Raw genomic sequence first — 20,530 nt, 5'->3', positions numbered from 1 at the left:
GTGCAGATTCGTGCTCTTCCTCTACTTTCGGGCGTGATGGATGCCTTTTCCCACGATTCTGGGCGTCAAGAGTTGCAATTCTTTCGCTATCATCAAGGAATGCCGCCGACCTCGCTCGAACTGTCGACCCTGGGCCACCGCATCCGTCATCAGCGCCTCGCTCACGGCTACACGCTCGACGAGCTCGGAGCCCTCGTCGGGGTCGCCGGCAGCCAGCTGAGCCTCATCGAGAACGGCAAGCGCGAGCCCAAGCTGTCGCTGCTCCAGGCGATCGCGTCGACCACGGGAGTCGAGGTCGCCGATCTGCTGTCGGCCGAGCCGCCCAACCGCCGCGCCGCACTCGAGATCGAGCTGGAGCGCGCGCAATCGAGCTCGGTGTTCCGTCAGCTGGGCATCGCGCCGGTCAAGGTCACCAAGGGCATGTCCGACGAGACGATCGAGTCGGTGCTGGGCCTTCACCGCGAGCTGCAGCGCCGGGAGCGCGAGGCCATCGCGACGCCCGAAGAGGCACGGCGCGCCAACACCGAGCTGCGGCTCATGATGCGCGCCCGCGACAACTACCTGCCCGACATCGAGAGGCTCGCCGAGAAGCAGCTCAAGTCCGCAGGCCACGTATCGGGCGCTCTCACCCACCGCACCGTCAGCATCATGGCCGAGAAGCTCGGGTTCGAGCTGATCTACGTCAACGACCTGCCCCACTCCACCCGCTCGGTCACCGACCTGGAGCACGGCCGGATCTATCTGCCGCCGGCATCCATCCCCGGCGGACACGGTCTGCGCTCGATGGCGCTGCAGGCGATGGCGCACCGCCTGCTGGGGCACAAGCGGCCGACCGACTACGCCGACTTCCTGCAGCAGCGACTGGAGATCAACTACTACGCCGCGTGCTGCCTCATGCCCGAGACCGCGTCGGTGGCGTTCCTCCAGCAGGCGAAGAAGGACCGCAACCTCGCCGTCGAGGACTTCCGCGACGCGTTCGGCGTCACCCACGAGGCCGCCGGCATGCGTCTGACGAACCTCGCCACGCATCACCTCGGCATCAAGCTGCACTTCCTGCGCGTCGACGGATCGGGCGCGATCTCACGCGTATACGAGAACGACGACCTGCCGCTGCCCTCGGACGTCACAGGGGCGATCGACGGACAGATGGCGTGCCGCAAATTCTCGGCCCGCGCGGCGTTCGACGAGCAGAACCGCACCACCGAGCACTATCAGTACACCGACACGCCGGCGGGCACGTTCTGGTGCTCGACGCAGACCGGGTCGACCTCGGCCGGCGAGTTCTCGATCACGGTGGGCGTGCCCTTCGACGACGCGCGCTGGTTCCGTGGCCGCGAGACGCAGAAGCGCGCGACGTCGACGTGCCCCGACGAGTCGTGCTGCCGCCGCGCGGCGCCGGACGTCGCGGGGCGCTGGGCGGGCAAGGCGTGGCCGAGCGCCCGCGTGCACATGCAGATGTTCTCGCCGCTCCCCCGTGGCGCCTTTCCCGGGGTCGACGACAACGAGGTGTACGACTTCCTTGACCGCCACGCGTGAAACGGCTCACCCGGTGATGAACGCCTTGTAGCGATCGAGGGATGCCGCCACCTCGGCCTCGGTGGCCGCCCCGGGTGCGAAGAGCTCGGGGACGGGGTCGTCGGCATGCCGGCCGACGGCGACCGAGTGCGTCCAGACACCCACCGCTTCGCCGCGCACCACGATGATCGGGCGGACGATGCCGTTCATGCTCGGGCCGATGGCGCTGAGGAACTCCGGCGCGCATGGCACCGTGCGATCCACGTACGAGAGGTAGTACTCCTCGAACGGCGGCAGCGCGAGGACCTCGGGCGCGGATGCCGCGCGCCGCGGTGCCGGGCCGGCGACGTACATCGGCTCGGGCTCGTCGGCGACGACCGCGAGCCGGTCACCGGCCCGCTCGGCTGCCTGCCGCGCCACCCCGAGGGGCAGGCTCGTCCACCACGCGAAGTCCCGCGCGCCCGCCGGGCCGTGCGAGGCGATGTAGCGCACGAACAGCTCGGCCAGCGGATCGGCGGGTATCGCCGGGTCTCGGATCCACTCTTCGGTCAGCACCAGGTACTGCTCGCGCGTCGGCCCCTCCGCGCGCGCCACGACGGGCCCCTGACAGATGGCGCCGCGCAGCGACAAAGCGACGAGCAGGTGATACCCGCGCTGCTTGGCGGTCGAGACGCCCGCGCCCTCCCACACCTCGGCGAGCTCTTTGCGGGTCAGCCGGTTGCCGCCGGCGAGCGCTGCCCGTGTCGCTGCCTCGGCACGGTCGAGCTCGGCATCGTCGATCGCCTCGACACGCCGGACCCCTGCCATCTGCCGATGCTGCCGGTCGGCGGTCAGCGACAGCACCCACGAAAGGTCTTCGGCAGGGATGAGATGGATCGTGCCGCGCATCGTCCACGAGCGCACGATCTCACCCCGGTCGAATGCCGCATCGACATCGCTCAGCGTCGGCGTCCCCCGGGTGCGCTGCGCGATCGCCCATCGCCCGCCCCAGAACTCCTGCGCCTGCGTCGCGAGCATGTGCCGCGCCGCCTCGGCGATCGTGCGCGCGGGCGCGCTCAGACGGTGCGACCGCAGCCGCTCGGCACGCATGGTCGAGGTGTCCACGGACCCATCATGGCGCGAGGCCCCGACACTGCGCAGGAGGCTGCCGCCGACATCTGCGGGTACGAGTTCGAGATGAGTGGATGCCGGACCCCGGGCATCCACTCACCACATCCCGCCGCGCGCACAACATCGGATCCGCGGGTGCGGATACCGGATCCGACACGCGGCCCACAGGTCACATACCCCGGCGTGTCGGTCGTCCGGTCCGCACCAGCGGATCCGATTCTGTGTGCCAGACGGGACTCCGGGCGCGACGCCGGCCGGCCCGCGGGTCACCGCGCCGTCAGCGCGCGTGGGCCGCGTCGTAGGCGTCACGGGATGCCTCGATGCGCGGGTGGTTCTGGATCGCCCAGTCAGCGAGCGCCATGGCGAGCTCTACGAGCGTGCCGCCGAGCGGCGTCAGCTCGTACTCGACCCGCGGCGGCACCTCTGCATGCACGGTGCGGGTGATGAGCCCGTCCCGCTCGAGCTGGCGCAGGGTGAGGGTGAGCATGCGCTGCGAGATGCCCGGGATGTGCCGTTGCAGCTCGGTGAAGCGCAGCCGCTCCGCCCGGAGTGTGCCGACGACCAGCAGCGACCACTTGTCGCCGATGCGGTCGAGCACGTCCCGGATCGCCCGGCCGTGGTCGGTGCCCGGCGCCGCGCCCTCGCAGGAGCGCTCGTAGCCGGTCGGCGCGGGATCGCCGGCCGGAGTCATCGTCAGCGTGTTCGCCATCGCGTGTCACCTGCTTACATGCGTGTGCCTTTTGTACGCCCTCCGAAGATGACGCATCATGGGGTTGCTTACAAACAGTAACAGACCACACGATCTCTACCTGGAGAACTGCATGATCATCGCCCTCTGGATCCTCAACGGACTCCTGGCGCTCGCCTTCATCATGGCCGGCTCGATGAAGGCCGTCCGCCCCAAGACCGCCCTCGTGGCGAGCGGCATGGGCTGGGCTGACGACTTCGCCGACCCCACCGTCAAGCTCATCGGCATCGCCGAGGTCGTCGGCGGCATCGGCCTGATCCTTCCGCTGCTGACCGACATCGCCCCCATCCTCACCCCGATCGCCGCGACGGCCCTCGCCATCGTCATGATCGGCGCGATCGTCGTCCACATCCGCCGCAAAGAGAACGCGACACCGTCCATCGTGCTCGCCGCGCTCTCGGTCGTGAGCGCCGTGCTCGGGTTCATCGTCGTGCTCTGAGCCCCGCACGCTTCAGGGAGAAGTGGATGCTCCCGACGCCCTCTCCACGCATCGCTTCGCGCTGCGCGGAGCCTCGGGGCGCGTGGGCCCACAGCCCGAGGCATCCACTTCCCTTCCTGTGCAGCACCCGATACTGACACGAGCGTGCGTGATCGCCGCGGAGCGTGCGTGATGCTCTGATGCTATGATGCGCTGATGCGCACGACTCTCGACATCGACGATGAGATCCTCGCCGCGGCACGTGCGATTTCGCGCGCGGACGGCATCTCACTGGGTGCGGCCGTCTCGCGACTCGCACACCAGGGCCTGACCGGAATGGGCACGATCGACATCACGACCGGGTTCCCGACCTTCGCGGTCGAACACCCCTCGCCGCCGATCACCCTCGACCGCGTCAACGAGCACCGAGACTGACGTGCCTGCCTTCCTGCTCGACGTCAATGTGCTGATCGCCCTCGCCTGGCCGACGCACGTTCATCACCGCCGTGCGCGTTCGTGGTGGGACACGGCGGAGGAGTGGGCGACAACGCCGGTCACCGAAAGCGCCTTCGTGAGGCTGTCCATCAACCCGCACGTCGTCGGCACGCCTGTGACCGTCCCGACTGCTTTGGCGATGCTCGCGGCGATCCGGGCAACACCCGGGTGCCGCTTCGTGCCGGATGGCGCATCTCTCACGACGCCCTCGATCGGCCTCGACCGCGTCGCGACACCAGGGCAGATCACCGATGTACACCTGGTGAACCTGGCCGCGAGCACCGGTCTGATTCTCGCCACCCTGGACGCCGGCATCCTCGACATGCTCGCGCCCGACGATCGACGGCACGTCCTGCTGCTGCCTCGCTGACGTCCACGACGTAAAGAACAGCAGACGCCCGAGGCGAGGCACGCACTTGTTGCCCAGTGTTCGGGTCCGAGCGGGTTCGTGATCGTCATCGACGACTCGCTGCTGCTGACCGCAGCTTGCAACGAGGCCGGGTCGCGGCTCACGGCCTCACTCCAGCTTGCAACCGGCGACAACGCCGACTCGCTCACGGCGATCCTCGGCGCCTGGGACGCCGCCGGCTACCTGCCGGACCGCGTGATGCAGGAAGACATCCGCGACAGCACGACGCTGCCGATCGAGCGGACGAGCATCCGGGACCGTACGACGATCGACGGGCTCCCGCACCTGGAGGTGATGGGAGCCTGCTCGGCGACGGATCAATGATCCTGCACCGCTGTCGCACCCCTCCCCTACGGTGAGCGCATGGACGTACAGTTCGTGGCCGGTTTCGGCCCCATTGTGCGCGACGACGCAGCCTCGCAGGCCTTCTACCGAGATGACCTGGGACTCCCCCTGCACGAGTCGCCGCCCGGCTATCTGCACACGAACTCGCTCGGCGGAGTGAAAGCGTTCGCCCTGTGGCGGCTGTCGGATGCCGCGCAGTCGACGTTCGGCAGCTCGGAGTGGCCCGCGCACCTCCCCGTGCCGCAGGCGTGGCTCGAGTTCGAGCTCGCGTCGCCCGACGCGGTCGCCGACGGCGAGCGCGAGCTGAGTGCCGCGGGTCACGAGATCCTGGTGACGTCGCACATCGAGCCGTGGGGCCAGACGACCGCACGACTGCTCAGTCCGGAGGGGATGCTGGTGGGCCTGTCGTACTTCGAAGAGCTGCACGACGACTGAGCCTGGCGCCGGCGGCGCCGCATGTCAGGCGGCGGCCAGCTCCGTCCGGAGCTCGTCGAGCCACGTCGCGGCCAGTCGCCGGCCGTCGGGCAGCTGATCGTCGCGGTCCCACCGCCAGGTGATGACCATCGCCAGCACGAGCATCCGGCATTCGCGCAGCAGCACCCGGTCGATGCCTGAGTAATGCCGGCCGCCCTCTTCGGGAGCGTGTGCGACGTCGAACTCGACGGGGCCGCGGCAGCACGTCTCGAGATCGATGAACCGCACGCCATCGGGCGTGCTCAACAGGTTGCCCGGATGAGGCTCGCCGTGCAGGAGCTGCTCTCGGCCGCCTCGTTCGGCGATGCTCGCCGCAAGGCGGTCGAGCGTCCGCGCCAGGAGCGCGCGATCGTCTTCGGCCAGCTCGGGGGTGCGCTCGCGGCTCGCGAGAAGGTCCTGCGCCTCGCGCACCCGGTCGGTGAAGTGCGGCGTCGCCACCTGCAGATCCCCTGCGTGAGAGTGAAACCGAGCGAGCGCGTCCGCGTACGCGGCCGGTGCGATCGTCGGCGGCTGGAGCTGGGGGTAGAAGGTCCACAGCGTCACGAAGAACCCGTCGCCCTCATACACGCGCGCATCGACTCGCGGGTCAGTTTCGGCAACGGGGCCTCCTGCGTCGATGATGCGGCGGGCGAGGTCGAGTTCGAACCAGGCCGTGTCATCGTCGGGGGCCACCCGAGCGAGCACATCGCCGGGCAGCAGCCGCAACGTGAGCTTGTTCGAGTCGTTGAGCACGACCACCTCGTCGCAGGCAAGGCCCAGGGCTGAGGCGATGCCTCTCGCCGCCTCGATCGCGCGCGTGCGTGCCGGTTCCTCCACGTGCCACCTCTCCTGCACCCAGGTTAGGTGCTGCCGGACGGGTCGATCGAGACTAGGAGGCGAGTTGATCGGGGGATGCGGGCTCGTCGCCGTTGACCTCGGCCCATACGCCATCCAGCGAGAGACCCAGCGCCGACGCGATCGCCGCGATCGCCGTCGCCGGCCCGGGCGCCCGCCTCGGAGACCTCTCGCACGCCATCGGCACGACGCTGACCGACGCCGGATACTCCGTCAACCTGGAATTCGGCGGCCACGGCATCGGCTCGTCGATGCACCAGGATCCGCACGTCGCCAACGCCGGCCGCCCCGGCCGCGGCTACATGCTCCGCCCCGGACTTCTGCTGGCGCTCGAACCCTGGGCGATGATCGACACCGACCGATTGATCGTGGATGCCGACGGCTGGACGCTCCGCAGCGCCACCGGCTGCCGCACCGCCCACAGCGAGCACACGATCGCGATCACGGACGACGGCGCCGAGATCCTCACCGTCCCGAGTCGCGTGCCGACGACGTCGAGCGCCACCTCCTCGTGAGAACTGGATGCCGCGGCCCCCGGCATCCAGTTCACTCACGCAGCAGGTTCACCCGCCGGGGCAGTCGCAGTCACCGCCGCTGCTGCACTGGCACGGCAGAGGTTCATAGTCCGACGCGTCGACGTAGCGGCGGACCAGTCTCCTCGGGATCGGCAGTGAGCTCTTCGCGAAAATGCCACGCAACGTCGTACGAGCCATCGACCATCGCTGCGAGTCCGACGCGCAGCTGGCTGACACAGCCGATATTCCGCGGCGAGCATGTTCCGCGGCCGGCTCGGTCGTGGTCACGTGGGCTCGGTCGTGCGCACCAGCCCGCAGTTGACGCATGACCACGCGACGAGGAACTTCTCGTCGTCGAGGATCTCGAAGGTCAGCGGATCGCCGCACGTCGGGCAGGCCAGCGGGTCTGCGGGGCGGTCGATCACGCGTCCAGCCTAGAGTCGGCCGACCACTGCTGGGCCGGGGGGGTTGACGGGGCACTTTCATTTTGGAAGTATCAGCCCATGAGCCTCTTCATCACGTGCCCGGTCGAGAGCGTGGAACGCGCGACCGCCTTTTACACAGCCCTCGGCTGGACGCTCAACGCCGAGATGTCGGACCACAACGTGTCGTGCTTCGCGATCGCGCCCGAGCAGTACGTCATGCTCGGCAGTCGCGAGATGTACGCCAGTGTCGGCGGCGTCGATTCGCTGATCGGCGGGCCGGAGACGCCGTCGAAGGTCACCGTCTCGTTCGACCTCGGCAGTCGTGAGGCGGTCGACGAACTCGTCGAGCGAGCCGGCGCGGCGGGCGGCCGGATCGGCGACACCGACGACTACCCCTTCATGTACCAGCGCCAGTTCGACGACCCCGACGGCTACCACTACTCGCCGTTCTGGATGAAGCCGGACACCGAACCGACGGCGTGAGCGACCTCGCCGACGCCCTCGACGTGCTCGGAGCACGCTGGGCCCTGCTCATCGTGGAGCAGCTGCTCGACGGCCCGAAACGCTACGGCGACCTGCAGCGCGAGCTCGGCGCGGGGACGAACATGCTCGCGACGCGCCTGCGCGAACTCGAAGCTGCAGGAGTTCTGTACCGCCTTCCGCTCCATCACAACACGCGCGCCTACGCGCTCACCGAGCGCGGGTTCGCCCTGCGCGACGCGATCGTCGCGCTGGGACGCTGGGGTGCCGAGCACACCTAGGCGCTTGGACAGAACGCAGCGGAGGGGATGATGGACTCATGCCGGCCGCGCACCGTCCCGGACTTCGCATCAACGCCGGGGTCACGATCCCCGAGTCCGAACTGTCGTGGCGGTTCTCACGTTCCTCAGGCCCGGGCGGGCAAGGCGTGAACACCGCCGACTCCCGAGCCGAGCTCGTATGGGATGCGGCACGATCGGCCGCCCTCTCGCCCCATCAGCGAGAGCGGCTGCTCACGAACCTGAGCGGCCGGCTGGTGGGAGGAGTGCTGACGATCGCGGCATCCGAACATCGCGAGCAACGACGCAACCGGGAGGCCGCCCGCGAGCGACTTGCCACCGCCGTCGCCGACGCGCTCCGCCCGCCCCCGCCTGCGCGACGACCCACCAAACCCAGTCGAGGTGCGAAGGAACGACGCCTGGCGGCCAAGAAGCATCGCACCGACGTGAAACAGCTCCGTCGACCACCCCACGAGTGACCGGACGTCAGCGGTCGAGCCGGTTGAACTCTCTCGCCGCGTCGATCCAGAACAGCAGTCGCTCGTCGTCTGCCAGAGCGTCGGGCGCGACGAGCAGCCAGCCGGGTCCCATCTCGCGCCGATTCGGGCCCATGACCGCCGGAGCCGCGCCCGCCTCAAGCGTCAGGGTCGCGGCATCCTCGGCGCTCACCCTCACCAGCAGCTGTGCATCCCGCATCACCGCGACGATGATCCGGTCGTCGAGCAGAAACGCGTGACTGCCGAACATCGCCTTCTCGGTGAGGTCCGATTCGTCGGCCAGGAGCGCACGGGTGCGGTCGGTCAGCTCCTGCTGCGCTTCGCTCATCGGCATGAGTCACCCCTTCATGAGTGCGCTGAGGAATGGCAGGTCGAGAACCCCGGGCTTGGTCATCGCGACGTAGACGAGTGCGGCGAAGACAGCGACGTTGATGAGCACCGTGAGCCAGAACATGCGCCGGAAGGAGCGCTTGCGCGTCTTGTGCCGGAACACCTGCTGCGCAATGAGCGCTCCCGGCCAGCCGCCGAGGACACCGACGGTGAGCAACGTCTGCTCCGAGACGCGCCGACGACCTGCTCTCGCCGCCGACTTGTCGACACCGTAGGCGGCGAAGCCGACGACGCTCATCACGAGGTAGAGCACCGGGATCCACAGCGGAAGGTCGGCCGCGAGACACGCAACCGCGAACGCTGCGATGAAGACAAGGAGGACGGTCCAGCTCAGCGTCGAAGGGAGCGGCTTCGACATGTCGCGGGGACGGTCACCGACGTCGAGATGTGTCGATCTGCTTGAGCCGGTGGTCACGTGCTCGATTCTAGGGAGATGGGTCGGCTCACGACTCGCGAGTCCCGCCCACTTACGACGCGATCAGCGCCCGCCGCACCACAGCAGCGCTCAACCGCCCCAGCATTGCGCCCGCAACTGTGTCCGAGATGTGGTGCTGGCCGCGATAGACGCGTGAGACGGCGATCGCCCCTGGGATGCCGTACCTCAGGAGCGGGCCGACTATCCGCGCGCCACGGGCGTCGTGGTGGTCGAGCAGGTCGGCGAGGGTGCCATGGAGCGCGAAGGCCGCCGCCGTGTGCCCGGAAGGAAAAGACGACGTCGCGTGGGGATGCTCGGGGCGCCACACCCTCGCGGGTCTCGGTCGCCCCACGAGCGCCGCGGATGCCATGAAGCACGCGGTCTCGAGAGCCAGGACGGCCGCAGGGGCGAGCGCTGAGCGGGGGTTGCGCGTCAGCGCCCAGGCGATGCCGCACCAGGCAACGGCGTTCGCGATGGTCTGCGGCACGCCGGAGTACCACGAGAGTGGTTCGGTGACTCGATCCAGTGGATCGCGCGGCATGAGTCGGCCGGCGAAGTCGGCCGGGAATGCGACGCCGTCGGTTCCCGGCTTGTGGCCGAACGCCTCCTGCAGGGCACGCACGGCGTGGTCCTCGCGCGGGTCGTCGCCGTCGATGAGCCGGATGACCCGCCCAGCCGCGGTCAGCACGGCGATCGCACCGAGCGCTGGCAGAACGATGGCTCGGAACAGCGGCATGCCCGCATCGTAGCGGCGGTGTGTGTGCGCGGCAGCGGGTCGGCGCGCTCCACTCATTGGCGGCGCTCACCGGCGGTCTCCGCACCGCCAGAGTCGATCTCGGTGCCGGCCGCGCCCGACTGACGGAGCGCTCAGCCGCCACTTCTCACCGATAAGACGTAGGGCTGCGGCACGATCGGCGGCGAGACACCGGGTCGACGAGTGAAACGGGGGCTACTGAGCACTTCCTGCGCGCGAAGCCGTTGCACGGGCGGAGGCGGCGCGATCCTTCGCCGCCGCCTGCCCGAGCAGCTGACCGCCGCTCGTCAGCAGCGCTCGACGCCACGGGGCGACCCCGTCGATCTCGATCTGGATGGAGATCGAGAGGATCGTCCGGATGATCACGATGATCCCGAGGATGAGGGCGTCCTCGAGTGAGGGCTTGGAGGTGATCGTGCGCACGAGATCCGCGGCCACGAGCACCTCGAGTCCGAGCAGGATCGCCGCGCCGAGGGTCGTGCGCAGGGCCGTGTAGGCGGCGTGGCCGCCCTCGCCGCGAAGGAGAGAACGGATGCCGAGCACGACCGCGAAGAGGAACCCGGCGACCATCACGACGGCGCCGATCACCTCGAACCCGATGGCGACGGCAGTGAACACCGACTCGAAATCCACGCGCTCAGCGTATGGGTCCGGGCACAAGCGCGGCTAGGCGACGCGCAGATCGGGCCCATTCGCGCCGAGCCCAGCTGATGTCGGTCAGGCGAACAGGTCGTCGAACGCGTCTGTGCACACCCGCGGTACAGCGAACGCCGCTTTGACCGCAGGTTCTGGGGTCAGGGCGGGGGTGCTGACCGCCTCCATGAGAGCGCGTGCGGGCTCGGTCAGGAATCTGCTGGGCTTGGCGGCGACGTGCTTGGCGAGGAACGCGGTGGGGTGGGTGGGCAGCTGTGAGGGCACGTACACGTCGAGCGTGTCGCGTGCACGCGTGAGTGCAACGTAGAAGAGTCGCTGCTCCTCGGCAAGGCCGGCGGACGAGGTGAGTGCCATGTCCGAGGGCATCGCGCCGTCATTCGCCCGCATCAAGTGCACCGCGTCCCATTCCAATCCCTTGGCGGAGTGGATCGTGGACAAAGTCAGCCAATCCTCGTCGAGATGTGGCTGCTTCGCCCAGTCGCCGGCGACGTTCACCGGGTCGATCGCCTGCTCGCTCACGAAGGTGCGCAGATCGCTTTGCGCCGCGGCGGCCTGTGCGATGCCCTCGACTTCGGTGACCCGACGATTCCAATCCGGGTAGTGCGCGCGCAGCAGCGGATCCACCGCACCCCGGCACGCCTCCACCAGCTCCGGCACTGCGGTCGTGACGTCGACGGCGCCGAGCAGCGACAGGGTCGACGCCAGCCCGGTGCGCGCCTTCGCCGGTGCCGCCGCCACCGCGTCGGCCGCACGGTCGACACCCCCGTCCGCGAGGATCGCTGCGAGCGTGCGCGCGCTGGCCTTGCCGATCGCGCGGTGCCGGGTGAGCAGGCGGTACCACGACACCTCATCAGCCGGGTTGAGCACGACCCGGAAGCTGGCCAGAAGGTCGCGCACATGCGACGTCTCCAGGTATCCGATGCCGCCGAACTTGTGGAACGGGATCCCCCGCACCTTGAGCTCGACCTCCAGCTGCGCGCTGTGGGATCCGGTCCGCATCAGCACGGCCTGCGACCGCAGCGGCGTGCCATCGACGTGTGCGGCGAGGATGCGGTCGGCGATCGTGCGAGCCTCGTCGTCGGCATTGCGGCAGGTCACCAGCGTCGGCCGGCCGCCCTGCTGGGGACGGTCGGCGACCAGCCGCAGCTTCACCTCCCCCGGGCGAACCTCGTTCGCGAGGTCGAGGATCGGCTGCGTGGAACGGAAGTTGCGCTGCAGTCGCACGAGCGTGGCGTCGGGGTACGCCTCGATGAGATCCAGCAGGTGCCCCGCACTCGCCCCTCGGAAGGCGTAGATCGCCTGTGCGTCGTCGCCGACGACGGTGAGCCCGCGGCCGTCGGGGCTGAGTCCGCGCACGATCTCGACCTGAAGCTGGTTGACATCCTGATACTCGTCGACCAACACCCAGTCCCACCGAGCCCGCAACCTCGCCCCGACATCCGGATCAGCGACCAGTGCCCGCCAGGCGATGAGCAAATCGTCGAGGTCGAGCAGTCCGCGCACGCGCTTGCGCTCCCGATAATGCCGCAACAGTGCCGCGACCTGGTCGGCTTGTTCCAGCGCCCAGGGGAACTGCTCCTCGATGACGGCACGGACCGGCGTCGCGGTGTTGACCACGCGCGAGGCGATGTCCGCGATCGAACGCGTCGTGGGCAGTCGCACTTCGGTGCCGTCGAGTCCGTGCTCCGCGCGCAGCAGGTCTATCAGGTCGGTGACGTCGTCGGGATCGATGACCGTAACATCCTCCAGCCCCAGATGCTGTGCGTGCTCGGCGACGATGCGGTGCGCCACGGCATGGAATGTGCCGCCGGCGATGCGCTGCGCAGCCTGTGGGTCGCCGCACAGCGACGCGGCGCGAGAGAGCATCGCGGATGCCGCGCGCCGCGTGAATGTCAGCAGCAGGATCCGCTCAGGCGGAACTCCCGACTCCAGCAATCGAGCGACCCGTGCAGTGAGTACCCGCGTCTTTCCGGTCCCGGCACCCGCCGCAACCACGAGCGGGCTGTCGCCGTGTTCGACGGCCTCAAGCTGTGCCGGATCCAGCCCCGCAAGCGCATCACCAACTGCCACGCAGGCCACGGTAACCAGACCCCCGGACATCCAACCGTCCGGGCGAGCTCGGAGAGAGGCTCAAGCGGACTTCCTGATCGGGATGAACCGCACGTGGACAGCCCAGCTCGGCCCCTGGCTGCGAAGAGGGTGTCGGGCTGCCCCGTCAGCGGGTGGAGTCGCCGGCGCGGCGCTGACCGTCGTCGTCATCCTGCGCGTCGCGGATGGCGCGGCCCCGTTCGACCGATTCCGCCTCTTTCTTCTCCTTCTTCTTGATGTTGCGGTCGTCGCGCGGCGGCAGCTGGATCTCCTCCTCCGCGGCAATGCCGCCCTGCACCTGACGCCCCCGTTCGAGTTCGGCGTCGAACTCCGCGCCGAAGAGCAGCGCGAGGTTCGCGATCCATAGCCACAGCAGGAAGATCACGACTCCGGCCAGCGATCCGTACGTCTTGTCGTAGTGCGAGAAATTCGTGACGTAGAAGCCGAAGGCGACCGTCGCCACGACGAGCACAAGTATCGCCAAGAGCGAGCCGAGGCTCATCCATCGGAACTTCGGCTGCTTGGCGTTGGGTGCCGCGTAGTACAGGATCGCGACCATTACGACGACGATGAACGCGAGCACCGGCCACTTGGCGATCGACCAGACGGTCGTCGCGACCTCCCCGAGTCCCAACACCTCGCCCACCGATCTGGCAACCGACCCCGACACGACGAGGATGACGGTCGCGACGGTGATGAGCACGATGCCGATCAGCGTAACGAGCAGCTGTGCCGGCTTGAGCTTCCAGAACGGCCGCCCCTCGCGGATCTCGTAGATCCGGTTCATGGCGCGACTGAATGCCCCAACGTAGCCGGACGCAGCCCAGATCGCGAGCACGACGCCGGAGATCAGGGCCAAGCCGGCGCCGGGAGAGGTGGCCATGTCGGTGAGCGGACCCTTGAGGGCGTCGGCGGCGTCCGGGGCAAAGTTCTGGATGATGCCCGTGATTGCGTTGGCCGCCTTCTCTCCCTCGCCGACGACGCCCAGGATCGAGAACACGGCGATGAGGGCGGGAAACAGCGAGAGCATCGCGTAGTAGGTGAGCGCCGCGGCGATGTCGGTGCACTCATCGTCCGAGAATTCCCGGATCGTGTTGCCGAAGACGTACTTCCACGAGCGCTTCTCGATGTCCCGCAGCCGATCCGGCTTCGCGGGATGCTCCGGATCGGGCATCCCGTCGGCGCGCTTCTCAGGCTGCTGGTCAGTCGTGCTCATCGCACCTCCACGTGGTCGAATCGGGCAAGGCGAAGACGAGGATCTTGCGCGCGCAGGCAGCAGACCCACACGGGGCTTGACAAACGGACTCCGCAGCTGGGCTACCGCGTCCACAGGTCGACTTCGAGGCGCGTGCCCTCGTCCACTTGCAGACTTCCGATCTCCTCGACTCCTGGGAATGGGAGCACTCGCAAGCCGATCGCTCAGCGGAGTCCGATGAGCGATGCGCTACTGCGGTCCAGCTGTTCGAAGTACGGTGAGCGGGCCCTCGTCAGCGGTCGGAGGCTCGAAGTGGTCGAAGTACTCGGCCGCGAGATCCGCGGCGAGCGCGTAGTCGTCCGCGTGTTCATGGCTGCGCTTCCGCAGCCGTTCAAGTGCGACAGCTCGTGGAGTCGCGAGGTAGATCGTCTCGGGCACCACTCCAAGCGGTCCGAGCAGCGTCCGGTACGCGAGACGGGATCGTCTTGACCAGAACGAGAAGTCGAGGACGACGTCGCGACCGGCCGTGACCAGTTCGACCAGCCGAGCGCGGAGTTCTCGCTCGATCTCCTCGTGAACCTCAGCAGGAAGCGGCATCACATGGATCCCACGTCGCCACGCCTCGCGATCGAACGAGAGTCGCGTCATGCCCGTCGCTTCGAGTTCTCTGGCGACGGTCGACTTTCCGGAACCCGCCGGCCCGCACATCATGACGACCCTGCTCACCATCCCGACCCTACCCAGATGGCGGATAAGGGTCGCTGAATGGACGTTGGAGCCTCTCACTCTTCCGCTTCGATGGCGATGGTGTTGCCGTCCGGGTCGGCGACCCAGAATATGCGCCCTCCGCCTGCTCGAGGAGCGACGCCTCGCTCGTCCTGCCCGAGACCCTCGTATCGAGGGATCTCGGCACCGGCCCTGGTGAGCTCGTCGAGGACCGTGTCGAGATCATCGACGTACCAGGTCGCCACGGTTGACTTCGCCCCGCCCGCGTTCGGTGTCTCGAACACGTTGAGCATCGTTCCGCCGCCCGCCCGGTAGGAGCGGCCGCCGCCCTCGATGTCAGCGCTCGGACCCTCGCCGGCTTTCTCGAGCCCAAGGATGCCCTCGTAGAAGTCAACCGCTCGGCGAATATCCGTCACTCCGATCGACGCGCGCACGGGGAAGTCGCTGAGGCCCATGCGCCCCACGCTAGTTCCCCGATGAATCCGAGCACAGCCCCGCACACAAAAGATGAGCGGATGCCTCGGCACGAGGCATCCGCTCATCTCACTCCCCGGATCAGAACGGGTTCGGGGTCAGCGTGTACTTGGTCTGCAGGTACTCGTGGATGCCCTCGGCGCCGCCCTCGCGGCCGAGGCCCGACATCTTCCAGCCGCCGAACGGGGCGGCGGCGTTGGAGACGACGCCCATGTTGAGGCCCATCATGCCGGTCTCGAGGCGCTCGATCATGCGCTGACCGCGGGCGAGGTTCTCGGTGAAGACGTACGAGACCAGGCCGTACTCGGTGTCGTTGGCCAGGCGCACGGCCTCGTCCTCGGTGTCGAACGGGACGATGGCGAGCACCGGTCCGAAGATCTCCTCGCGGAGGATCTCCGACCCCGGCTGCACGTCGGTGACGACGGTGGGCTGGTAGAACGTGCCGGGGCCGTCGATGGCGCTGCCACCGGTGGCGACGGAGGCGCCGCGGGCGACGGCATCCTGAACCAGCTGGGCGGCCTTCGCGACCGCGCGGTCGTCGATGAGCGGGCCGATGGTGACGCCCTCTTCGGTGCCGCGGCCGATGGTGAAGCCGTTGACGCGCTCGGTGACCCGGCGGGCGAACTCGTCGGCGACGGAGCGGTGCACGATGAAGCGGTTGGCGGCGGTGCACGCCTGGCCGATGTTGCGGAACTTCGCCGCGATCGCGCCGTCGACCGCCTTGTCGAGGTCGGCGTCGTCGAACACGACGAACGGGGCGTTGCCGCCGAGTTCCATCGAGGTGCGCAGCACGCCCTGCGACGCCTGCTCGAGCAGACGCTGACCGACCTGCGTCGAACCCGTGAACGACAGCTTGCGCAGGCGCGGGTCGCGGATGATCGGCTCCGACACGGCGCCCGACGTCGAGGTCGTGAACACGTTGACGACGCCCTTCGGCAGTCCGGCGTCTTCGAGCAGCTTCGCGAAGTACAGGGTGGTGAGCGGGGTGAGCTCGGCGGGCTTGATCACGACCGTGCAGCCGGCGGCGAGCGCAGGCGCGATCTTGCGGGTCGCCATCGCGAGCGGGAAGTTCCACGGCGTGATCAGGAAGCACGGGCCCACCGGGTGCTGCGACACGATCATGCGGCCGGTGCCCTCGGGGTTGGCGCCGTAGCGCCCCTGGATGCGCGAGGTCTCTTCGCTGAACCACCGCAGGAACTCGCCGCCGTACGCGACCTCGCCGCGGGCCTCGGCCAGCGGCTTGCCCATCTCAACGGTCATGAGGAGCGCGAACTCCTCCTTGCGCTCCTGCAGCAGGTCGAACGCCCGGCGCAGGATCTCGGCGCGCTCGCGCGCTGGCGTCGCCGCCCACGCCGGGAACGCCTCGACCGCGGCGTCGAGCGCGGCCTTCCCGTCCGCGGGCGAGGCGTTCGCGATCTCTTTGACGACCTGGCCGTTGGACGGGTCGTACACCTTCAGCGTCTTGCCGTCGGTCGCCGCACGCCACTCCCCGCCGATGAACAGGCCATCGGGCACCGACGCCAGCAGTGCGGTCTCACGGTTCTCGGTCACGGGGACTCCCTCGTCTGTGGATGGATCAGTGGATGCCTGCGGCCATTCTTACGCCGTCGGCAGAGGTGGGTGCATATACGCCGTGTACACGAGCGGCCTCGATCTCGCCCTCGCGTACTCAGCGCTGAGGAAGCAGAACACCCGCGAAGAAGTCCGCCAGCTCGTCGTGGGCGGTCAGCGGCAGCACCGCCGCGACGTACTGGTCCGGGCGCACGACGACGACCACGCCGTCGCGCGACAGCCCTCGCTCGTCGAAGATGTCGGTCGAGGTCCAGGCGCTCGGCGCGGCAGCGTAGACCTTCTCCCAGTCGATCAGGCCGAGCGGCCCGGTCTCGGGCAGGAACAGCTTCGGCACCGCCATGATGTCGACGTCCTCGTGGGGCTGCTGGTACACGACCTTGACGTCGAACACGGCGTCGACATCGGCCCCTGTCGGCGTGAACCGGCCGACGGGCGACGCGTCCGAGGCCATGTACTCCGCCCATGAGGAGAGAGTGGATGCCGCACCCGGCGCCACACCGTCGGCGAAGGCATAGATCCGCCACCGGCCGTCGGCCTTGGCATGGTGTCCCAGGTGCACCGGGTTGCCGTCGCACACGCGCACCACCTCGGAGGACTTGAAGCGCTTGCCGAGCGGGAAGCCGGACGCGAGGCCCTGGTGGGCGGCATCCATCACCGTCATCGACGGGCCGTACTGCGTCATGAACCCGGACGGGAACTCGGCGGTGCCGAGGTAGAAGGTGGCGAGCTCTTGCGGGTCCGAGATCTCTTCGGGCTTGCGGGCCATGAGCGAGGACCACTCCCGGTCGAAGTCGATGAGCTGCTGCGCCACGGGCTGGCGCTCGGCGGAGTACGTCTGCAGGAGGGATGCCGGGCTGAGGCCGGTCAGCACGTGCCCGAGCTTCCAGCCCAGGTTGAAGCCGTCCTGCATCGACACGTTCATGCCCTGCCCGGCCTTCGCCGAGTGCGTGTGGCACGCGTCGCCGGTGAGGAACACGCGGGGCGCGTGACCCTGGTCGACGTCGACATCGTCGAACTTGTCGGTCACGCGGTGGCCGACCTCGTAGACGCTGTGCCACGCGACCTGCTTCACGTCGATCGAGTAGGGGTGCAGGATCGCGTTGGCCTTGCGGATGATCTCTTCGATCGGCGTCTGTCGCACGCGGTGGTCGTCGTCGTCGGCGACCTCGCCGAGGTCGATGTACATGCGGCTCAGGTACCCGCCCTCGCGGGGGATGTGCAGGATGTTGCCCGCCTCGGCGTTGATGGCACATTTCGTGCGCCAGTCGGGGAAGTCGGTGTTCACGAGCACGTCCATGACGCCCCACGCGTGGGCCGAGATGCCGCCGACATGCTTGCGGCCGATCGCCTCGCGCACGCCGCTGCGCGCGCCGTCGCAGCCCACGACGTACTTGGCGCGGACGGTGCGCTCTTGGCCGGCCCGCTCCCCCGAGGTGTGGCGAACGCGCACCTCGACCGGGTATTCGCCGTCGTCGTGGATCGTGAGGCCGACGAACTCGATGCCGTAGTCGGGCACGATGCGGCCCGGGCCGTGGGCGGCGGCCTCGGCGAAGTAGTCGAGCACGCGCGCCTGGTTGACGATGAGGTGCGGGAACTCGCTGATCTTGAAGGCGTAGTCCTCGGTGCGCGCGGTGCGCACGATGTTCCCGGGGTTCGCTGGATCGGGTCCCCAGAAGTTCATCCACCCGATGTTGTACGCCTCGGCGATGATCCGCTCGGCGAAGCCGAAGGCCTGGAACGTCTCGACGCTGCGCGGCTGGATGCCGTCGGCCTGGCCGAGCACGAGACGACCGTCGCGGCGCTCGATCATGCGCGTGGTGACGGCCGGGAACTGCGACATCTGGGCCGCGAGCAGCATGCCGGCAGGTCCCGAGCCCACGATGAGCACGTCCATCTCGTCGGGGAGCTCGGCGGGACGGTCGATGCCGGTGCCGGCCGCGTCCTGGACGCGCGGGTCGCCGGAGACGTAACCGTGGTGATGGAACTGCATCGTCCTGATCCCTTCCTGACGACTTCGTCGGGATTGTGTCGAGAGGAGTCGTGTTCTATATTCGAACACGTCGTTCTACTATTGAACAGATCGTATACGAAGGGGATGCCGCATGACAAGGTCGGAGGGCGCGACCGCGCCCGCCTCGCAGACGCTGAGCCGCGGCATCCGGATTCTCGAAGTCCTCGCCGACGCTCGCGAGCCGCTCACGATCGACGAACTCGCCGCCCGGCTGGAGGTGCACCGCTCGGTCGCGTACCGGCTGCTGCGCACGCTGGAAGACCACGGCCTGGTCGCCCGCGACTCGACCGGGCGTGTGCAGCTCGGCGCGCGGATCGCGGCGCTGGCCGCGGGGGTCGCGCACGACCTGCAGGCCGAGGCGCTGCCCGAGCTCACCGCCATCGCCAACGAGCTCGGCATGACCTGCTTCCTCGCGGTGCTCGACCGCGACGAGTGCATCACGCTCGCGAGCGTCGAGCCGCGTCACGCTGTTGCGACCGTGGCTCAGCGACCGGGGGCCCGGCATTCGATCACGGTGGGCGCGCCGAGCAAGGCGATCCTGTCGACGCTCTCCCCCGCGGAATGGCCCGTCGAGGTGGACGAGCGCCTGCGCGCCGAGATCGCCGAGTGCGCGCAGCGGGGCTACGCCACGAGCCATGACGAGGTCATCCCCACCGTGCAGGCGATCTCGGTGCCGCTGCGACTGCGCGGCGGCCAGCGCCCCGCGGCGATCGCCGTTGTGCACGTGTCGAGCCCGGCGGATCCCGCGGCGATCGCGGCCCGGCTGGCCCGCTCCGCCGCCGCGATCGGAGAGGCGCTGGGCGGCTGAGCGCCGCCCACACGTCGAGCGAGCGCGGGTCCCCCACCCACACGTCGAGCGAGCGCGGGTCGCCCACCCGCTCGTTGAGCGAGCGCGACTCCCCCACCCGCTCGTTGAGCGAGCGCCAGCGAGACGAAACGCCGCAACCCGCCCGTCGGACTCAGCCCCTCCGGCGACGTCCGCGCGGGGCCGGGTCCAGAGATCGGCTCACCGCGTTTCGTCTTCGCTCGTTCCTCGCTCCGCTCAACGAGCGAGCGCCAGTCCCCCACCCGCTCGTTGAGCGAGCGCCAGCGAGACGAAACGCCGCAACCCGCCCGTCGGACTCAGCCCCTCCGGCGACGTCCGCGCGGGGCCGGGTCCAGAGATCGGCTCACCGCGTTTCGTCTTCGCTCGTTCCTCGCTCCGCTCAACGAGCGAGCGCCAGTCCCCCACCCGCTCGTTGAGCGAGCGCCAGCGAGACGAAACGCCGCAACCCGCCCGTCGGACTCAGCCCCTCCGGCGACGTCCGCGCGGGGCCGGGTCCAGAGATCGGCTCACCGCGTTTCGTCTTCGCTCGTTCCTCGCTCCGCTCAACGAGCGGGGGGCGAGCTCAACGACCGGTCGCCGGGAACTCCGTCACGAAGCCGATGTTGTACGCGGCGACCCGCTGCGGCACCCCGGCGAACGCCTCGGCGCGCGCGTCGGACGCCAGGTACTCCTGCTCGAGCGCGAGGAACGCGTCCTCGTCCCCTTCGGCGCTGACTGCCCACACGAACTCGTTCGTCTCACGGATGCCATACGCGAACTCGATGGCGAACCCGGCAGCGGGCCGCACCTTCGGCATCCACTCGTTCCACCAGTCGACGAACGCGTCGTACTCTCCGTCGACGAGCGTGTACCGGCGCAGCTGGATCGTCCTCATGTCTCCCA

The 20,530-nt window shown here is 68.9% G+C and carries 25 protein-coding genes and 1 pseudogene; 11 read left to right on the top strand and 15 right to left on the bottom strand.

The genetic code is table 11. The features are described 5' to 3' along the window. Nucleotides 1-99 precede the first annotated feature (99 nt). The gene (locus IF188_RS09375; RefSeq protein WP_191171519.1) at nucleotides 100-1,536 is read left to right on the top strand and encodes an XRE family transcriptional regulator; all 1,437 of its coding nucleotides are present in this window, start codon (nucleotides 100-102) and stop codon (nucleotides 1,534-1,536) included. Nucleotides 1,537-1,542: 6 nt separating this feature from the next. On the opposite strand, the gene IF188_RS09370 is transcribed toward IF188_RS09375, so the two are convergent. Next, nucleotides 1,543-2,619: a winged helix DNA-binding domain-containing protein gene (locus IF188_RS09370; RefSeq protein ID WP_318152848.1), complete on the bottom strand. Its 1,077-nt coding sequence runs from the start codon at nucleotides 2,617-2,619 to the stop codon at nucleotides 1,543-1,545. Between the two features lie 283 nt (nucleotides 2,620-2,902). Further along, a complete protein-coding gene (locus IF188_RS09365; RefSeq protein WP_224751671.1) occupies nucleotides 2,903-3,334 on the bottom strand; it encodes a winged helix-turn-helix transcriptional regulator in 432 nt (143 codons plus the stop codon). Between the two features lie 112 nt (nucleotides 3,335-3,446). Between IF188_RS09365 and IF188_RS09360 the strand changes: the two genes are divergently transcribed. The 5 genes from IF188_RS09360 (at nucleotide 3,447) to IF188_RS09340 (ending at nucleotide 5,475) form a co-directional block, all read left to right on the top strand. Beyond that, complete coding sequence (locus IF188_RS09360; RefSeq protein WP_191171518.1) at nucleotides 3,447-3,812, top strand: DoxX family protein; 366 nt, start codon at nucleotides 3,447-3,449, stop codon at nucleotides 3,810-3,812. Between the two features lie 195 nt (nucleotides 3,813-4,007). Continuing rightward, nucleotides 4,008-4,226: a hypothetical protein gene (locus IF188_RS09355; protein ID WP_191171517.1), complete on the top strand. Its 219-nt coding sequence runs from the start codon at nucleotides 4,008-4,010 to the stop codon at nucleotides 4,224-4,226. 1 nt (nucleotide 4,227) lies between these two features. Beyond that, on the top strand, nucleotides 4,228-4,656 hold the full coding sequence (locus tag IF188_RS09350) for a TA system VapC family ribonuclease toxin (RefSeq protein WP_318152847.1): 429 nt from the start codon (nucleotides 4,228-4,230) through the stop codon (nucleotides 4,654-4,656). Between the two features lie 78 nt (nucleotides 4,657-4,734). Further along, nucleotides 4,735-5,019, top strand: a complete 285-nt coding sequence (locus IF188_RS09345) for a hypothetical protein (RefSeq protein ID WP_191171515.1) — start codon at nucleotides 4,735-4,737, stop codon at nucleotides 5,017-5,019. Between the two features lie 39 nt (nucleotides 5,020-5,058). Then, the gene (locus tag IF188_RS09340) at nucleotides 5,059-5,475 is read left to right on the top strand and encodes a VOC family protein (protein WP_191171514.1); all 417 of its coding nucleotides are present in this window, start codon (nucleotides 5,059-5,061) and stop codon (nucleotides 5,473-5,475) included. A gap of 24 nt (nucleotides 5,476-5,499) precedes the next feature. Here IF188_RS09340 and IF188_RS09335 read toward each other — a convergent pair whose 3' ends face one another. Next, on the bottom strand, nucleotides 5,500-6,330 hold the full coding sequence (locus IF188_RS09335) for a phosphotransferase (protein ID WP_318152846.1): 831 nt from the start codon (nucleotides 6,328-6,330) through the stop codon (nucleotides 5,500-5,502). A gap of 143 nt (nucleotides 6,331-6,473) precedes the next feature. On the opposite strand from IF188_RS09335, the pseudogene IF188_RS09330 reads away from it, so the two are divergent. Then, a pseudogene (locus IF188_RS09330) lies at nucleotides 6,474-6,863 on the top strand (M24 family metallopeptidase); the annotation flags it as partial. Nucleotides 6,864-7,147: 284 nt separating this feature from the next. Here the strand turns inward: IF188_RS09330 and IF188_RS09325 are convergent. Beyond that, nucleotides 7,148-7,288 carry a hypothetical protein gene (locus IF188_RS09325; RefSeq protein WP_191171512.1) on the bottom strand — a complete coding sequence of 47 codons (141 nt, stop codon included), beginning with the start codon at nucleotides 7,286-7,288 and terminating at the stop codon, nucleotides 7,148-7,150. A gap of 78 nt (nucleotides 7,289-7,366) precedes the next feature. On the opposite strand from IF188_RS09325, the gene IF188_RS09320 reads away from it, so the two are divergent. Genes IF188_RS09320 through arfB form a run of 3 tightly spaced genes read left to right on the top strand, consistent with a single transcriptional unit; the run spans nucleotide 7,367 to nucleotide 8,525 of the window. Continuing rightward, nucleotides 7,367-7,771 carry a VOC family protein gene (locus IF188_RS09320; RefSeq protein WP_191171511.1) on the top strand — a complete coding sequence of 135 codons (405 nt, stop codon included), beginning with the start codon at nucleotides 7,367-7,369 and terminating at the stop codon, nucleotides 7,769-7,771. Continuing rightward, entirely contained in the window at nucleotides 7,768-8,049 is a 282-nt protein-coding gene (locus IF188_RS09315) for a winged helix-turn-helix transcriptional regulator (protein WP_191171510.1), read from the top strand. Before IF188_RS09320 ends, IF188_RS09315 begins: the two co-directional genes overlap by 4 nt. Before the next feature lie 38 nt (nucleotides 8,050-8,087). Beyond that, on the top strand, nucleotides 8,088-8,525 hold the full coding sequence (gene arfB, locus IF188_RS09310) for an alternative ribosome rescue aminoacyl-tRNA hydrolase ArfB (RefSeq protein ID WP_191171509.1): 438 nt from the start codon (nucleotides 8,088-8,090) through the stop codon (nucleotides 8,523-8,525). A 7-nt stretch (nucleotides 8,526-8,532) separates the two neighbouring features. Here arfB and IF188_RS09305 read toward each other — a convergent pair whose 3' ends face one another. From IF188_RS09305 to IF188_RS09260, 10 genes are all read right to left on the bottom strand, one after another. After that, complete coding sequence (locus IF188_RS09305; RefSeq protein ID WP_191171508.1) at nucleotides 8,533-8,877, bottom strand: TfoX/Sxy family protein; 345 nt, start codon at nucleotides 8,875-8,877, stop codon at nucleotides 8,533-8,535. Between the two features lie 3 nt (nucleotides 8,878-8,880). Continuing rightward, nucleotides 8,881-9,348 carry a DUF1294 domain-containing protein gene (locus tag IF188_RS09300; protein ID WP_318152845.1) on the bottom strand — a complete coding sequence of 156 codons (468 nt, stop codon included), beginning with the start codon at nucleotides 9,346-9,348 and terminating at the stop codon, nucleotides 8,881-8,883. Nucleotides 9,349-9,400: 52 nt separating this feature from the next. Beyond that, nucleotides 9,401-10,084: a phosphatase PAP2 family protein gene (locus IF188_RS09295; protein ID WP_191171507.1), complete on the bottom strand. Its 684-nt coding sequence runs from the start codon at nucleotides 10,082-10,084 to the stop codon at nucleotides 9,401-9,403. A gap of 213 nt (nucleotides 10,085-10,297) precedes the next feature. Continuing rightward, nucleotides 10,298-10,735, bottom strand: coding sequence for a DUF1622 domain-containing protein (locus IF188_RS09290; protein WP_191171506.1), 438 nt, complete (start codon nucleotides 10,733-10,735; stop codon nucleotides 10,298-10,300). An 84-nt stretch (nucleotides 10,736-10,819) separates the two neighbouring features. Then, entirely contained in the window at nucleotides 10,820-12,826 is a 2,007-nt protein-coding gene (locus IF188_RS09285) for an ATP-dependent helicase (RefSeq protein WP_191171505.1), read from the bottom strand. A gap of 145 nt (nucleotides 12,827-12,971) precedes the next feature. Further along, nucleotides 12,972-14,060 (bottom strand): YihY/virulence factor BrkB family protein, encoded by a 1,089-nt coding sequence (locus IF188_RS09280; RefSeq protein ID WP_224751669.1) that lies wholly within the window; start codon nucleotides 14,058-14,060, stop codon nucleotides 12,972-12,974. Between the two features lie 228 nt (nucleotides 14,061-14,288). Then, complete coding sequence (locus IF188_RS09275) at nucleotides 14,289-14,825, bottom strand: AAA family ATPase (protein WP_318152844.1); 537 nt, start codon at nucleotides 14,823-14,825, stop codon at nucleotides 14,289-14,291. Beyond that, entirely contained in the window at nucleotides 14,822-15,220 is a 399-nt protein-coding gene (locus IF188_RS09270) for a VOC family protein (RefSeq protein WP_191171504.1), read from the bottom strand. Before IF188_RS09270 ends, IF188_RS09275 begins: the two co-directional genes overlap by 4 nt. A gap of 100 nt (nucleotides 15,221-15,320) precedes the next feature. Then, a complete protein-coding gene (locus tag IF188_RS09265; RefSeq protein ID WP_191171503.1) occupies nucleotides 15,321-16,790 on the bottom strand; it encodes an NAD-dependent succinate-semialdehyde dehydrogenase in 1,470 nt (489 codons plus the stop codon). A 118-nt stretch (nucleotides 16,791-16,908) separates the two neighbouring features. Continuing rightward, nucleotides 16,909-18,801, bottom strand: a complete 1,893-nt coding sequence (locus IF188_RS09260) for an FAD-binding monooxygenase (protein ID WP_191171502.1) — start codon at nucleotides 18,799-18,801, stop codon at nucleotides 16,909-16,911. A 112-nt stretch (nucleotides 18,802-18,913) separates the two neighbouring features. Here IF188_RS09260 and IF188_RS09255 point away from each other — a divergent pair, with 112 nt between their 5' ends. Next, nucleotides 18,914-19,630 carry an IclR family transcriptional regulator gene (locus IF188_RS09255; protein ID WP_191171501.1) on the top strand — a complete coding sequence of 239 codons (717 nt, stop codon included), beginning with the start codon at nucleotides 18,914-18,916 and terminating at the stop codon, nucleotides 19,628-19,630. 580 nt (nucleotides 19,631-20,210) lie between these two features. On the opposite strand, the gene IF188_RS09250 is transcribed toward IF188_RS09255, so the two are convergent. Further along, nucleotides 20,211-20,522: a hypothetical protein gene (locus IF188_RS09250; RefSeq protein WP_191171500.1), complete on the bottom strand. Its 312-nt coding sequence runs from the start codon at nucleotides 20,520-20,522 to the stop codon at nucleotides 20,211-20,213. Between the last annotated feature and the right edge of the window lie 8 nt (nucleotides 20,523-20,530).

Source organism: Microbacterium helvum (assembly GCF_014779795.1).
Classification (GTDB): Bacteria; Actinomycetota; Actinomycetes; order Actinomycetales; family Microbacteriaceae; genus Microbacterium; species Microbacterium helvum.
The sequence above is the reverse complement of the archived record's forward strand: the minus strand, read 5'-3'. Positions and strand labels throughout refer to the sequence as shown.

Bases quoted from the DNA above. Each gene is read 5' to 3' on its own strand.
- IF188_RS09295 (WP_191171507.1), bottom strand. From the start codon at position 10,084: ATGCCGCTGTTCCGAGCCATCGTTCTGCCAGCGCTCGGTGCGATCGCC.
- IF188_RS09260 (WP_191171502.1), bottom strand. From the start codon at position 18,801: ATGCAGTTCCATCACCACGGTTACGTCTCCGGCGACCCGCGCGTCCAG.
- IF188_RS09250 (WP_191171500.1), bottom strand. From the start codon at position 20,522: ATGAGGACGATCCAGCTGCGCCGGTACACGCTCGTCGACGGAGAGTAC.
- IF188_RS09255 (WP_191171501.1), top strand. From the start codon at position 18,914: ATGACAAGGTCGGAGGGCGCGACCGCGCCCGCCTCGCAGACGCTGAGC.
- IF188_RS09375 (WP_191171519.1), top strand. From the start codon at position 100: ATGCCGCCGACCTCGCTCGAACTGTCGACCCTGGGCCACCGCATCCGT.
- arfB (WP_191171509.1), top strand. From the start codon at position 8,088: ATGCCGGCCGCGCACCGTCCCGGACTTCGCATCAACGCCGGGGTCACG.
- IF188_RS09365 (WP_224751671.1), bottom strand. From the start codon at position 3,334: ATGGCGAACACGCTGACGATGACTCCGGCCGGCGATCCCGCGCCGACC.
- IF188_RS09355 (WP_191171517.1), top strand. From the start codon at position 4,008: ATGCGCACGACTCTCGACATCGACGATGAGATCCTCGCCGCGGCACGT.
- IF188_RS09280 (WP_224751669.1), bottom strand. From the start codon at position 14,060: ATGAGCACGACTGACCAGCAGCCTGAGAAGCGCGCCGACGGGATGCCC.
- IF188_RS09360 (WP_191171518.1), top strand. From the start codon at position 3,447: ATGATCATCGCCCTCTGGATCCTCAACGGACTCCTGGCGCTCGCCTTC.
- IF188_RS09270 (WP_191171504.1), bottom strand. From the start codon at position 15,220: ATGGGCCTCAGCGACTTCCCCGTGCGCGCGTCGATCGGAGTGACGGAT.
- IF188_RS09320 (WP_191171511.1), top strand. From the start codon at position 7,367: ATGAGCCTCTTCATCACGTGCCCGGTCGAGAGCGTGGAACGCGCGACC.
- IF188_RS09305 (WP_191171508.1), bottom strand. From the start codon at position 8,877: ATGCCGATGAGCGAAGCGCAGCAGGAGCTGACCGACCGCACCCGTGCG.
- IF188_RS09340 (WP_191171514.1), top strand. From the start codon at position 5,059: ATGGACGTACAGTTCGTGGCCGGTTTCGGCCCCATTGTGCGCGACGAC.